Raw genomic sequence first — 13,151 nt, 5'->3', positions numbered from 1 at the left:
CGAAATCTCACAAATCACAGTAAATTGACCGAAAATCCGGTCATAATCAGAAATAAGCGGACATTTCATTGAAGTCTGGCATTATTGTTGTTACGTCACACAGGTTTCGAAGACAGAAACAGGATTTGAAGAACATCTTATGAGTGCTTGGCTGCGAAATATCTGGGAAGAGGTCGGACGCCCCTTGTTCCTGCGCCCCCAACGGGTGCAGTTTGCGGCCCTGTGTACACGCAGGCATGAGGGTCAGGACGAGGTTCTGCTGATCACCAGCCGCGAAACCGGGCGCTGGATCATCCCGAAAGGCTGGCCTGTCAATGGTCTGGACGGGTTGGAGACGGCCCTGCTGGAGGCGTGGGAAGAGGCTGGCGTGCGCGCAGAAGCGGTCGACAAGGAGCCCGTCGGCCAATTCACCTATGACAAGATCTTCAAGGGGGGATCGGCACAGTCGGTCCTGACCCGTGTCTACCGGGTTTCCGTGCGCGAGCTGGCCGATGATTTTCCCGAAGTGGACAAGCGAAAACGTCAGTGGTTTTCACCGGCAGAAGCCGCCAAACGGGTTCAGGAGCCCGAGTTGCAGGCGCTGCTGCGACAGATGTAGCCGTTTCGCAACAATTTGATGGCTGCGCGCTTGCCCCTGAACCGGGAAACCGTTAGCTGCGGGCGATCTGCCAATCTTTGACCAAGCCCATGTCTGACACAAATTCAAAACCGCGCTGGCAGTCGCTTGACAGCGACCTGCAACGCATCTCGCGCGTAGAAATCGCCAATCTTCACGTCGCCCGCCCGCTGCTGGCGCCGGGAATTGCACTGGCGTTCATGGTGCTTGCCGGATTGATGGCGGCGGTGCTGTTTGGACGCGCCGACGGCACCTATATCGTCGTGGCTGCGGCCGCGTTCGGAGCCTATATGGCGATCAACATCGGTGCCAATGACGTGGCCAACAACATGGGTCCCGCGGTGGGTGCGAACGCGCTGACCATGGGCGGTGCCATCGTGATCGCCGCCGTTGCCGAAAGCGCGGGCGCTTTGCTTGCGGGAGGCGATGTGGTCTCGACCATCTCGAAGGGGATCATCGACCCGGCCTCGGTGCAGAACAGTAACGTGTTCATCTGGGCCATGATGGCGGCGCTGATCTCGTCCGCCATGTGGGTCAATCTGGCGACCTGGATCGGCGCGCCGGTGTCGACAACGCATTCGGTTGTTGGCGGGGTCATGGGCGCGGGGATTGCCGCTGCCGGGCTGAGTGCGGTGAGCTGGGGCACGATGGGCGCGATTGCGGCCAGCTGGGTGATATCTCCGGTTCTAGGCGGCGTGATTGCGGCGGCATTCCTGGCGCTGATCAAGACCAAGATCCAGTATCAGGACGACAAGATCGCCGCCGCGCGGCGTTGGGTGCCGATCCTTGTGGCGGTGATGGCGGCGGCGTTCGCCACCTACCTGTCGGTCAAGGGTCTGAAGCGGATCGTGAAGATCGAACTGGAGGTGGCGCTGCTGATCGGTCTGGGCAGCGGTGTGCTGGTCTGGGCGCTGACGGTTCCCTGGGTGCGTCGCAAGTCCGAGGGGCTGGAGAACCGGACCCGGTCGCTGAAAACCCTGTTTGGCCTGCCATTGGTGATATCGGCCGCGTTTCTGAGTTTTGCCCATGGCGCAAATGATGTGGCCAACGCGGTCGGCCCCCTGGCGGCGATTGTCCACGCGGCAGAGTTCGGGGATTTCGCCCAAAAGGTTTCGATCCCGTTATGGGTGATGATCATCGGCGCGTTCGGGATATCGTTCGGTCTGTTCCTGTTTGGGCCCAAGCTGATCCGGATGGTCGGCAGCCAGATCACCAAGCTGAACCCGATGCGGGCGTTTTGCGTGGCGCTGTCAGCGGCGATCACGGTCATTGTCGCCAGCTGGCTGGGCCTGCCGGTCAGTTCCACGCATATCGCCGTTGGCGCAATCTTTGGCGTCGGGTTCTATCGTGAGTGGCAGTCGGATCGCAGGCGGAAACAGAACAATGGGCGAAACGCGACAGCGCAGAAGCTGGCCCCGGAAGAATACCGGCGGCGCAAGCTGGTGCGGCGGTCGCATTTCATGACGATCATTGCGGCCTGGGTCGTGACCGTGCCTGCCGCAGCCGCCATGTCGGCCGTGATTTTCTGGACATTGACCAGACTCGTCTGACGACTGCGATCAGAGCCTGATCTGTTCCGGGGACAGCGGATGATCGGGCGCGTGTTTGATCAGGTCAGACACTTTCGTGCAAAGGGGGGTGGGCACCCCGGTTTCGTGCCCCAGCCGAATGATATGGCCCTGAAGGCTGTCGATTTCCGTTTGCCGCTCGGCCATCAGGTCATAGGCCATCGAGGTCCGGGCGGTGGGGTCGATGGTGAGCATCCGCGCCGCGATCCGGCTGAACAAAGGTGTCGGCAGCCGCAGGATATGCGGCGTCATCCACGCCGGAAGCGGCGTTGTCGAGGCCACCGGATGCCCCGCCGCCTTGAGAACGGACAGCGCCTCGGCCATCTGATCGGCCATAAGGTTGCGCCAGTCACGGCTGAGCAGCTGATCCACAAGCGGCAGGCCCGACAGCGCGTTCAGCGCGTTGTTGAGGTTGATCACCAGCTTGCCCCATTGCACCGCCTCGATCCGGTCAGTTGCGATAACGGGCAGGTCCGGGCTGCTGAGGGCGGTGGCCAGATCGCCGGGGCCGTTCTGGATGACGATTTCGCCCGATGTGGCCCGGTGATAGGTGGCGGGGCCGTTCGGGACCACGTTGAAGGGGACCATGCCCGCGCGCACATCGCGACCGGGCAGCGCCTTGCGCAGGGTTGCCGCATTCTCGATCCCGTTTTGCCAGGACAGGACGGGTGCGTCCCAACAGGCGGCGTCCGCGATATGTCCGGCCATATCCGCCGTCGCCCCGGATTTGACGGTGACGATGACCAGTTCGGCCTGATCCAGGCAAGCAGGATCGGTGCTGAGTGTCAGGGTTTCCGCCGCAACATGGGCATTGAGGTCATCGTAATCCGTGACCGTCAGCCCATGTTCGCGGATGGGGTCCAGTACACGGGCACGACCCAGCAAGGTCACCGCATGCCCTGAGCGGGCCAGTAAACCGCCGCAGTAGCAGCCGATGCTGCCCGCGCCTGCGATGACAAGTTTCATGATACCCCCTCTGGTATACCAGAAAGGATCACCGCAAACGGACGGTTACACAAGCCCACCCGGCCCCGACGCCGTACGCGGGCGGGCCAACCGGGGCTTAGTACGCTCAAACTGTTCTGAAATGGCGATAAACTCGCGGTCATCCCCTGCCGGAAGGTGGAAGGCGCCATTGACCCAATCGGCGCTTTTCCACTCATGAATCGCCGTCTCGATCTTTTCTTTCGAGGATGAGACGAAGTTCCACCAGATATAGCGATCCTTATTCAGAGTGGCACCGCCCAGCAGCATCAGCCGCGCGCCCTGCGGGCCTGCCCGGGCCGACAGCCTGTCACCGGGGCGGAACACCATCATGCGGCTTTCGTCGAACATGTCGCCTGCAATCTCGATCGATCCTTGCGTGACATAGACACCGCGATCCTCGTGGTCGTCGGGCAGCGGGAAGGACGCGCCGGGGGCAAGCTGAACATCCAGATAGAAGGTCTCGGACAGCATCGTCACGGGGCTGGTTTCGCCATAAGCGTTGCCGAGGATCAGCCGTGCGCTGACGCCCTTGTCTTGGATATGGGGCAGCGCGCCTTGCTTGTGGTGTTCGAACTCGGGGGCCATATCCTCCTGCGCTTCGGGCAGGGCAAGCCAGGTCTGAATGCCGAACAGCTTGTGGCCTTTGCCGCGCGTTTCTTCGCTGGTGCGCTCGGAATGGGTCACGCCACGGCCTGCAACCATCCAGTTGACCTCGCCGGGGTAAATCATCTGGTGAGTGCCGAGGCTGTCGCGGTGTTCGAATTCGCCCTGATAGAGGTAAGTGACGGTTCCCAGCCCGATATGCGGGTGCGGACGCACATCAATGCCGCCTTCGGTGACGAATTCTGCCGGGCCGACCTGATCGAAGAAGATGAATGGGCCAACCAGTTGGCGTTTGACCGAGGGCAGCGCGCGGCGCACCTCGAACCCGCCCAGATCGCGGGCGCGGGGAATGATGAGTGTTTCCAGCGCGCCGTTTTCAGCTGCGTCGGTGGTGTGGGACGGGTTCCAGCTCACATTCGTATCCTCGGCCTTTTTGATCATCCAAAGCAGGTCTGCATTCGCTAAGTCAAAATATATGCAGGCCCGGGCCCGGCGTCAGTGCAGCCCTGCACGGGAGACGTGCATATTTGCGGCATTCGCGCGTGGTGGTGCATCTTGATATTATCCCTAACTAGTGATAAATGACTGCCATGACACACGAGACTCAAAACCGAGAAAATCAGGCCCTGGTATTGGCCCTGTTGCGCAGCCAGCAGTTGTTCATGCGTGCCATGGGACCGGTGTTTCGCGCCGGGGGTCTGACGGCACCTCAGTGGGATGCGCTGGAGACCCTGAACACCAAAGGTGCGCTGTCGATCAATGACCTGTTGCGCCTGACGCTGTCCACATCCGGCAATCTGGATGTTGTCGTCAAAAACCTGATTCAGGCCGGTCTGGTGGAGAAGACCGTTGATGAAACCGACAAGCGCGCCCGCGTTTTACGCCTGACAGAAGCCGGAAAACAGAAAGTGGCCGCGTTCATGCCCGTCCACAATCAGGCGCTGGAGCAGATATTCGGACGCCTGAGCACCGAAACCAGACGCGAGACAATCAGAACGCTCAACCAGCTTCGCAAAAAGCTGCCCCAACCACAGAAAGGCGAGACATGACCAACAAAACCTTCCTGACCGCGCATGGTGTGATCTACATGTTTTTCGCATTGGCGCTTTTATTTGCGCCAACCATCCTTTGGCCCAATTATGGACTGCAACTGAACGATCGGTATGCCGTGTTTCTGTCGCAGCATAATGCGATCTTTCTGGGTGGCATCGGCCTAATCAGCTTCCTGTTTCGAAACACTGAAACCGGTACCGAGACGGCACAGAACATCCTGAAAGGTCTGATGGGGACCAACATATTGGGCGTTGTCATCACGCTTTATGCCTGTCTGACCGGGGTGTTCACCGGCTTTGGCTGGTCCGACCCCATCTTCTTTGCGCTGCTTGCCATTCTGAGCTTTGTGCAGCTTGGCAGGAACCGCTGACCACACCCCCTACCCCTGAACGTGGAGCATTTGACCATGAGTACGATGAAAATCTGGGATCTGCATCTGGCCTATGACGGACCCGTAACCGCAGAGTTTCTGGCCGGAACAAAGGAACTGGCTGAAAGCATCGCCCAGGAACCCGGTGTCGTCTGGAAAATCTGGACCGTCGAAGAAGGCACGAACCATTTCGGATCGACCTATCTGTTTCGCGATCGCGCCAGTCTGGAGACCTACAAGGCGATGCACCTGAAACGCCTTGAGGCCATCGGGGTCGCAGTGACCTCGGATCATGTCTTTGATATCATGGAAGACCTCAGCGCGATCAACAACGCGCCGATACACGGCTGACGGACCCGGAGAGTACCCGCGCCATCAACCTGCCAGGCGCTTTGCATAGGTGGCGCGGGTCATCTCGACATCCTGCACGGTGATGCTGCCGACCTCGGGCAAGGTCTGGGCCAGAACGTCCAGAATGATGGCGTTAAGCTCGGCCCGTGTGGCCTCATCCCGGCCACGCATCAACAGCAGCGTGGCATGCACGAAGGTCTGCGGTTGCGTGCCGATGAAGGAATAGGCAATCGGTGCGGCGCGGATCTTGAGCGCTGAGGCGTCGATTTCATCATGTTTTGCGAGAACAGCATGCAGCCGCTCGCAAATCATCTGGAAATCATGAGTGTCGTCCAGAGATTTGGAAAATTCCAGTGTGACGTGAGGCATTGAATGCTCCGAAGGTCATGAGAGAGCCTGATGGCCCTCTCGAAACTGCAAGGTGATCCTAAACGCCAAGACACCAGCGCATGACGGCCTTTTGTGCGTGCAGGCGGTTTTCGGCCTCGTCGAAGATGACCGAGTTCGGGCCGTCCATGACCTCGGAGGTTGCTTCTTCCTCACGATGCGCGGGCAGGCAGTGCATGAACAGCGCGTCGGGTTTGGCATGTGACATGAGTTCCGCGTTGACCTGATAGGGGCGCAGCATGTTGTGGCGGCGTTCCTTGGCGGACTGGCTGTCATGCATCGAAACCCAGGTGTCGGCAACCACCAGATCGGCGCCCTCGACCGCTTTGTGCGGGTCTCGTTCGATGACGACTCTGGACCCCTTCTGGCGGGCAAACCCCATGAACTCTTCTTCCGGATCAAGCTGGGCCGGGCCGGAGAAGGTCAGATCGAAGCCGAACTGACCGGCGGCGTGCAGGAACGAGGCGCAGACATTGTTGCCGTCGCCGGTCCAGACCACTTTCTTGCCTGCGATGGGGCCGCGGTGTTCCTCGAACGTCAGCACGTCGGCCATGATCTGGCAGGGATGGGTGCGGTCGGTCAGGCCGTTGATGACAGGCACGTCGGAATATTCGGCCATCTCGGTCAGGATGGTCTCATCAAAGGTGCGGATCATGATCATGTCGACATAGCGCGACAGCACACGGGCGGTATCGGCAATGGTTTCGCCGTGACCCAGCTGCATGTCCTTGCCCGACAGCACCATGGTCTGCCCGCCCATCTGGCGCACGCCCACGTCAAAGGACACGCGCGTCCGGGTCGAGGGTTTTTCGAAGATCAGCGCGACCATGCGGTCTTTCAGCGGTTGTTCGTCATCAGGGGCGGCCTTGGGACGACCCAGACGCGCCTGTTTCATCGCGCCCGCCTGATCGATCATGGACCGCAACGCGGTGGCATCGGTTTTGTGGATGTCGAGAAAATGGTTCATATCGCTTCGCTTTTGGCTGGTCGGGCGGTGGGGGCCAGCCCCCACACCCCCGGAGTATTTGGGAAAAGATGAAGCTCAGGCAGTTGCGAGCTGGGTTTCGATCTGATTGGCGGCCTTTTCGAGGCGGATCATGGCCTGGGCGATGTCATCCTCGGTCAGGGTCAGGGGGGGCAGCAGGCGGATGACGTTGTCGGCGGCGGGGACGGTGATGACCAGATTGTCATAGCCCGCATTGACCACGTCGATATTGAGCGCCTTGCATTTCAGGCCGAGCATCAGGCCCGATCCGCGCACCTCTTCGAAGACCTCGGGGTGATCGGCAACCAGGCCTTCGAGTTTCTGGCGCAACAGGCCGGCCTTGCGGTTGACACCTTCGAGGAAGGCGGGTGTGGCGACCTGATCGATCACAGCACAGCCCACGGCGCAGCCCAGCGGGTTGCCGCCATAGGTGGAGCCATGCGTGCCTGCGGTCATGCCGGATGCCGCGTCTTCGGTTGCCAGCACGGCACCGAGAGGAAAACCGCCGCCGATGCCTTTGGCGACCATCATGATATCCGGGGAGATCCCCGCCCATTCATGGGCGAAGAGCCTGCCGGTCCGACCGACGCCGCATTGCACCTCGTCCAGGATCAGCAGCAGACCGTGTTCGTCGCAAATGGCGCGCAGGGCCTTGAGTTCGGCATCGGGTACGGGGCGGATGCCACCCTCGCCCTGAATCGGTTCGATCAGGATGGCTGCGGTATTTTCCGTGATGGCGTCGGTGACACCGTCGAGATCACCGAAGGCGACGTGGACAAAGCCCGGCAGAAGCGGGCCAAAGCCTTTGGTCATCTTCTCAGACCCGGCCGCTGCGATGCCCGCCGACGACCGGCCATGGAAGGAACCGTCGAAGGTGATGATCTCAACCCGTTCGGGCTGGTCTTTGTCATAGAAATACTTGCGGGCCATTTTCACGGCCAGTTCACAGGCTTCGGTACCGGAATTCGTAAAGAATACCGTATCCGCAAAGGTGTGTTCGACCAGCTTGTCTGCCAGTGCCTGCTGTTGCGGGATGTTGTAGAGGTTCGAGACATGCCACAGCGCGTGGGCCTGTTCCGTAAGGGCGGCCACCAGTGCCGGATGGGCGTGGCCCAGTGCGTTCACCGCGATCCCTGCGCCAAGGTCCAGAAAACGTCGGCCATCCGCCTCGGTCAGCCAGGCGCCTTCGCCCTTTACAAATGACAGGGGCGCGCGGTTATAGGTCGGCAGAACGGACGGGATCATGGGATCATCCTTTTCGGGTCGTTTGAGCCTCGTGAGTGATACACGAAGGCCCGGTTCGTCAACAGATTTGGTGAGATTTGTGCCAATTTGGCAGGCACATGGGATCAAACAGGCCGATTACGCAAAGAGGCGTCGGCGTCGGAGCAGCTGGATATGTGCGCGTTTGATCATGGCCGCTCTATAGACGTGAAAAGACAGCCTGAAAACCCTATTATTGCCGCCGCGTCAAAATTACCGCCGGATCATTTCGCCGGGCGCCAGCGGTCGAGCTTGCCCATACCGCGGGTGAAAGCCCAGGCAAGGATGCGGGGCATGCCTTTGGCGACGAGGGCATCGACGCAATGAGACTGGAACTCTTCCAGCGAAGCGTCGGGATGGCGGAATGCACCGTTTTCGTAACACAGCGAGCAGTAACGCGTGCTGCGCCCGCCGTCAGCTTCGGACCCGCCGCCCTGGGGATCTTTTGACAGCGGCATGCCGCAACTTTGGCATTTGGGACCCATGGTGCATGTCCTTGCAGAGAATGACTGTCTGACATAGGATCAAAACCATGGAGTTGAGTCAACGGTTTTGAAACATGCGGATCGGGGAACTTGCGCGGCGCAGCGGGCTGAGCCGTGACACGCTGAGGTTTTATGAACGCCAAGGGCTGATCCGGTCAGGCCCGGGTCCGGACAACACCAACAGCTATCGCGACTATCCCGAAGACGCGCTGATCACGCTGGAGCAAGTTGCCGATGCACAGGCGGCAGGCATCAGCATTGCAGAACTGGTCATGTTGCTGGGGCAGTTGGAAGCCGCCGATCCCGACAGCTTTGACGGCGAGGCGTTTTTGCAGGACCGGATTGACGAGGTCGAAGCACGGATTGTGCGTGCGGAGCGGTTTCTGGACAGCCTCAAACAAGCCAAGGCGGCGCTGGCGGCCGCTCCGGTTTTGCGCTGAGCGCTGAATTGCGTCTTGCCAAGGCCCCTTTTTTGGCGCACCGCTTTCGCCCATGTTCACCCCGAAGGCGCAAAATCCTGCTTTGGCCGCAGGGCTGATCTTTGTCGCGACCGCCTTTATCGCGGCGACGACGCTGTTGGCCAAGGCCTTGGGGACGGACACACTCGGGCCACCCTTGCACGCGATGCAGATCAGTCACGGGCGGTTTCTGTTTGCCCTGCTTGCCATCCTGTCGGCGGTCGCAGTGCTTCGTCCCCGGCTGGGGCGGCCCCATTGGGGGCTGCATGTCGGGCGAACCAGCTTTGGCTGGGCCGGGGTGACGTTGATGTTCGCGTCTGTTGCGTTCATTCCGATGGCGGATGCGACGGCGATCTCCTTTCTGAACCCGGTCTTTGGCATGGTCCTGGCCATTCCGCTATTGGGGGAACGCGTCGGCCCGTGGCGCTGGCTGGCGGCGGCCGTGGCCCTTGCGGGTGCGGTGATCCTGCTGCGCCCGACACCTGCAAGTTTTCAACCCGCCGCCCTTCTGGCGCTGGCTGCGGCTGCGTTTATCGGGATGGAGCTGATCTTTATCAAGAAACTGTCGGGGCGCGAGGCCCCGATCCAGATTCTGCTGATCAACAACACGATGGGGCTGGTGATCGCCACGGTCGCGGTCAGCTTTGTGTTTCACATGCCTACGCCACAGCAATGGGTTGCGCTGGTGGGGATCGGCCTGCTGATGGCCTGCGCGCAGGTTTGTTTCATCAACGGCATGGCACGTGCGGACGCGTCATTCGTGGCCCCGATCAGCTATGCCACACTGATTTTCGCCGCGCTGTACGATTTTGCGGTGTTTGATGTGATCCCCGACCGGATCAGCCTGATTGGCGCGGTCACGATTCTGACCGGAGGGCTGATCCTGGTCTGGCGCGAGGCGGTAAACCGCCGGACCTGACAGAAAAAACCGCCCTTGCGGTTCAGGGGCGACCTTTGTGTCGCAAATCCCCATGAATGGCGAGGTGACCGGCGCATTCTGGGCTGAGTTGATTTGCGAGTTTGTTATGCATGAACGCCGAATACCTGAATGGGTACGCCACGCGCCTGCCCCATCGGTGCGCGATTTCGGGATTCTGGCCGGAATCGAAGCCGTGGTGCGCGGTATTCTGATTTCGGTCTTTCCGCTGGCGATGTACCGGGCGCTGGGCGATGCCTCGTCCGTGTCATTCCTGTATTTCCTGATTGGCATCCTGTCCCTGCTGGTCGGGTTGATGGTGCCGTTCCTGATCCGTTTTGTACCGCGCAGATGGGCCTATTCCACCGGTTGCGTCATGTTCATCTGCGGTGCATCGCTGGCGATCGTGGGCAGCCCCGAGGCCGTGGTCGGCGCGTTGGCCCTGAATACCATGGCCGCGGTTGTCACTTTCATCTGCTTCAACACCTATGTGCTGGATTACATCAGCAAGATCGAACTTGGCCGGTGCGAGACCAGCCGCATGTTCTACAGCGCTTTGGGATGGACGGGCGGCCCAATGGCCGGTGTTCTGCTGATGGAGCTTTGGCGCCCTGCCCCGTTTGTCATCAGTGCCGGAGCGGCGCTGGTCATGCTGGCGCAGTTCTGGCGCATGCGTCTGGGCAATGGCAAGCTGATCACCAAGGCCCGTGGTCCGGCCAAGAACCCGTTGGCCTTTCTTCCCCGGTTCTTTGTCCAACCCCGACTGGTTGCCGGATATCTGTTTGCAATGATCCGGTCCTGCGGGTGGTGGATATATGTGGTCTACCTGCCCATTTTCGCCATCCAAAACGGGCTGGGAGAGCAACTGGGCGGCATCCTTCTGTCGTGCACAAACGCCATGCTGCTGGCCGCCCCGTTGATCCTGCGCTGGGTCCAGACGCGGTCGCTCAGGTCGGCTGTTCGCATCGGGTTTGCCGCCGCGGGGGCCTGCTTTTTCGCAGCCGGATTGGTCGCGGGATGGCCGGTCGCCTCGGTCGCTGCGCTGGTTCTGGGGTCTGTCTGGCTGATCGTTCTGGATATCTGCGCCGGATTGCCCTTCCTTATGGCCGTTAAACCGTCTGAGCGAACCGAGATGTCGGCGATTTATTCCAGTTACCGCGATGTCTCGGGCATTCTGACGCCCGGTGTTGCAGCTCTGGTCCTGCTGGTGGCACCGGTGGCCGGTGTGTTCGCGGCAGGCGGGATTGCCTTGTTCGGGGCATGGGCTGTCTCGGCCCGCTTGCATCCGCGGCTGGGCGAACCCAAACCTGCCCTGCCGCCCGACAGGCTGGCAGAGACCGGTTAAGCCTTAAGCCGATAACCGGTGCGCAGCATTTGCCAGGTGATCAGCCCGATGGCCAGCGTGGCAAAACCACAAACTGCCATGCCCAACCACGGTGAGCTGTCGGACACGCCGATCATGCCGTAACGCAGCCCATCGATCAGGTAGAAGACCGGGTTCAGATGGGTCAGACGGTTCAGGACAGGAGGCAGCGCCTCGACCGAATAGAAAGTGCCCGACAGGAAAGCCAGAGGTGTGACGATGAAGTTGGTGATCGCGGCCATCTGGTCGAACTTGTTCGCAAAGATCCCGGCAAAGAGGCCCAGCGCGCCCATGAATGCGCCCCCCAGAACAACAAAGATCAGCGCAATCAACGGGTGCTGGGGCGCGATGGACAGCAAAACCAGCAAAGCAATCGAAATCACCAGCGCGATCATCAGGCCACGGGCGATGCCACCGGCAAGATACCCCAGCAGGATCTCGAGCGGGGACAGCGGCGGCATCAGCGTGTCGACGATATTGCCCTGCACCTTTGCAATCACCATCGAAGAGGAGGTATTGGCAAAGGCGTTCTGGATCACCGTCATCATCAGGATCCCCGGTGCCAGAAACACCACAAACGGCACGCCCATGACGTCAGGGCGGCTGGGCCCAATGGCGATTGTGAAGATCAGCAGGAACAGGCCAGCCGTGACCAGAGGCGCCAGAACGGTCTGGGTCCAGACCGAAAGAAAGCGCCGAATCTCGCGCTGCGCCAGCGTGTAAAGCCCCATCCAGTTGACTGCCCCAAAGCTGCGTGCGGTCTGTTCTGCGGGATTCTGCATGCTTTGCCCTCAACCTGATTCGAAGACAGCTTGTAACTCGGGCTGCAGTGTTTAGAATAGGGGGCTGAGACGAATTCCCAAGGCGGCCCGAATCCGGGGCCGCTTTCCGCTTTTGAAAGGCTGACGATGTCCTGGACAGACGAGCGCGTAGAACTGCTGAAGAAGATGTGGGGCGAAGGCCAGTCGGCCAGCCAGATCGCCAAGGAACTGGGCGGCGTGACCCGTAACGCGGTGATTGGCAAGGTCCACCGCCTGGGCCTGTCCAACCGGACAGCAGGCGCAGCCCCGGCCAAGTCCGAACCGAAAGAGAAACCGGCACCCGCGCCCAAGGCCGAAGCCAAGCCCAGACCCATGCCAAAAACAGAACCGGCGCGCCCGGCTGCTGCTGCCGAGGCGAAACCCGCCGTTCCGGCGCGCCGCCAGATCATCCCGGCCGGCCAGCCATTGCCGCCACAGCCCTCGGCCAACGAGATCAGCCCCGAGGCGCTGGCCAAGGTCAACGAGATCGAGAAGAAGGCCAAGAAGCTGACGCTGATGGAACTGACCGAGAAGACCTGCAAGTGGCCCGTGGGCGACCCCGCGACCGAGGATTTCTGGTTCTGCGGCCTGCCGGTCGAGGCGGGCAAACCCTATTGCGAGGCGCATGTGGGCGTGGCCTTCCAACCCATGAGCTCGCGCCGCGACCGGCGGCGGTAATTGCGAACACAAGAACCTAAATCTTGTCTATGGAACGTGAAAAGGGCGCAGGCGTTTCGCCACGCCTCTTACCGGAGGCGTTGCATAGTCAAGAACGACGCAAGACGTAACGAGCTCTTACAAAGAAAACACCCTCGCTGAATGCTGCGAAGGTGTTTTAGTTCGGAGCGTCAACTTTGCGGAGATAGTGTTGAAGAAGTCGACGTTTGAACTGCCGGTTGGCGAAGCCGAAAGCAGTCGATTTATTCCTCTCAGCCTGTTGGTTCTG

General features: G+C 60.6%; 16 protein-coding genes. 9 read left to right on the top strand and 7 right to left on the bottom strand.

What is annotated here, in order from left to right; genetic code table 11:
• Positions 1 to 139 precede the first annotated feature (139 nt).
• The gene (locus ACR0M3_RS17265) at positions 140 to 598 is read left to right on the top strand and encodes an NUDIX hydrolase (RefSeq protein ID WP_480911853.1); all 459 of its coding nucleotides are present in this window, start codon (positions 140 to 142) and stop codon (positions 596 to 598) included.
• 89 nt (positions 599 to 687) lie between these two features.
• Positions 688 to 2,166 carry an inorganic phosphate transporter gene (locus ACR0M3_RS17260; protein WP_480911852.1) on the top strand — a complete coding sequence of 493 codons (1,479 nt, stop codon included), beginning with the start codon at positions 688 to 690 and terminating at the stop codon, positions 2,164 to 2,166.
• A 9-nt stretch (positions 2,167 to 2,175) separates the two neighbouring features.
• Here the strand turns inward: ACR0M3_RS17260 and ACR0M3_RS17255 are convergent, their stop codons facing one another.
• Together ACR0M3_RS17255 and ACR0M3_RS17250 are read right to left on the bottom strand one after the other, a co-directional pair.
• Entirely contained in the window at positions 2,176 to 3,150 is a 975-nt protein-coding gene (locus ACR0M3_RS17255; protein ID WP_480911850.1) for a 2-dehydropantoate 2-reductase, read from the bottom strand.
• A 45-nt stretch (positions 3,151 to 3,195) separates the two neighbouring features.
• Positions 3,196 to 4,188 (bottom strand): pirin family protein, encoded by a 993-nt coding sequence (locus ACR0M3_RS17250; RefSeq protein WP_480911847.1) that lies wholly within the window; start codon positions 4,186 to 4,188, stop codon positions 3,196 to 3,198.
• 176 nt (positions 4,189 to 4,364) lie between these two features.
• On the opposite strand from ACR0M3_RS17250, the gene ACR0M3_RS17245 reads away from it, so the two are divergent.
• Genes ACR0M3_RS17245 through ACR0M3_RS17235 form a run of 3 tightly spaced genes read left to right on the top strand, consistent with a single transcriptional unit; the run spans position 4,365 to position 5,548 of the window.
• Positions 4,365 to 4,823 (top strand): MarR family winged helix-turn-helix transcriptional regulator, encoded by a 459-nt coding sequence (locus ACR0M3_RS17245; RefSeq protein WP_480473645.1) that lies wholly within the window; start codon positions 4,365 to 4,367, stop codon positions 4,821 to 4,823.
• Entirely contained in the window at positions 4,820 to 5,197 is a 378-nt protein-coding gene (locus tag ACR0M3_RS17240) for a hypothetical protein (RefSeq protein ID WP_480473647.1), read from the top strand. The genes ACR0M3_RS17245 and ACR0M3_RS17240 overlap by 4 nt, the downstream gene beginning before the upstream one ends.
• 36 nt (positions 5,198 to 5,233) lie before the next feature.
• Positions 5,234 to 5,548 carry a monooxygenase gene (locus ACR0M3_RS17235; protein WP_480473648.1) on the top strand — a complete coding sequence of 105 codons (315 nt, stop codon included), beginning with the start codon at positions 5,234 to 5,236 and terminating at the stop codon, positions 5,546 to 5,548.
• A 24-nt stretch (positions 5,549 to 5,572) separates the two neighbouring features.
• On the opposite strand, the gene ACR0M3_RS17230 is transcribed toward ACR0M3_RS17235, so the two are convergent.
• From ACR0M3_RS17230 to ACR0M3_RS17215, 4 genes are all read right to left on the bottom strand, one after another.
• The gene (locus tag ACR0M3_RS17230) at positions 5,573 to 5,917 is read right to left on the bottom strand and encodes a 5-carboxymethyl-2-hydroxymuconate Delta-isomerase (protein WP_480473649.1); all 345 of its coding nucleotides are present in this window, start codon (positions 5,915 to 5,917) and stop codon (positions 5,573 to 5,575) included.
• A 58-nt stretch (positions 5,918 to 5,975) separates the two neighbouring features.
• Positions 5,976 to 6,902, bottom strand: a complete 927-nt coding sequence (gene argF, locus ACR0M3_RS17225; RefSeq protein WP_480473650.1) for an ornithine carbamoyltransferase — start codon at positions 6,900 to 6,902, stop codon at positions 5,976 to 5,978.
• 75 nt (positions 6,903 to 6,977) lie between these two features.
• Complete coding sequence (locus ACR0M3_RS17220) at positions 6,978 to 8,165, bottom strand: acetylornithine transaminase (protein WP_480911844.1); 1,188 nt, start codon at positions 8,163 to 8,165, stop codon at positions 6,978 to 6,980.
• A 242-nt stretch (positions 8,166 to 8,407) separates the two neighbouring features.
• A complete protein-coding gene (locus ACR0M3_RS17215) occupies positions 8,408 to 8,668 on the bottom strand; it encodes a zinc ribbon domain-containing protein (RefSeq protein ID WP_480773905.1) in 261 nt (86 codons plus the stop codon).
• A 74-nt stretch (positions 8,669 to 8,742) separates the two neighbouring features.
• Between ACR0M3_RS17215 and ACR0M3_RS17210 the strand changes: the two genes are divergently transcribed.
• The 3 genes from ACR0M3_RS17210 (at position 8,743) to ACR0M3_RS17200 (ending at position 11,387) form a co-directional block, all read left to right on the top strand.
• Complete coding sequence (locus tag ACR0M3_RS17210; RefSeq protein ID WP_480586237.1) at positions 8,743 to 9,108, top strand: MerR family transcriptional regulator; 366 nt, start codon at positions 8,743 to 8,745, stop codon at positions 9,106 to 9,108.
• Positions 9,109 to 9,160: 52 nt separating this feature from the next.
• Positions 9,161 to 10,045 carry a DMT family transporter gene (locus ACR0M3_RS17205; RefSeq protein WP_480773906.1) on the top strand — a complete coding sequence of 295 codons (885 nt, stop codon included), beginning with the start codon at positions 9,161 to 9,163 and terminating at the stop codon, positions 10,043 to 10,045.
• 106 nt (positions 10,046 to 10,151) lie between these two features.
• Positions 10,152 to 11,387: an MFS transporter gene (locus tag ACR0M3_RS17200; protein WP_480911896.1), complete on the top strand. Its 1,236-nt coding sequence runs from the start codon at positions 10,152 to 10,154 to the stop codon at positions 11,385 to 11,387.
• Here the strand turns inward: ACR0M3_RS17200 and ACR0M3_RS17195 are convergent.
• Complete coding sequence (locus ACR0M3_RS17195; RefSeq protein WP_480870682.1) at positions 11,384 to 12,187, bottom strand: ABC transporter permease; 804 nt, start codon at positions 12,185 to 12,187, stop codon at positions 11,384 to 11,386. The genes ACR0M3_RS17200 and ACR0M3_RS17195 overlap by 4 nt on opposite strands.
• Before the next feature lie 126 nt (positions 12,188 to 12,313).
• Between ACR0M3_RS17195 and ACR0M3_RS17190 the strand changes: the two genes are divergently transcribed.
• Complete coding sequence (locus ACR0M3_RS17190) at positions 12,314 to 12,883, top strand: GcrA family cell cycle regulator (RefSeq protein WP_267363457.1); 570 nt, start codon at positions 12,314 to 12,316, stop codon at positions 12,881 to 12,883.
• The last annotated feature ends 268 nt before the right edge of the window (positions 12,884 to 13,151 follow it).

Source organism: Ruegeria sp. O5 (genome assembly GCF_056535105.1).
The sequence above is the reverse complement of the archived record's forward strand: the minus strand, read 5'-3'. Positions and strand labels throughout refer to the sequence as shown.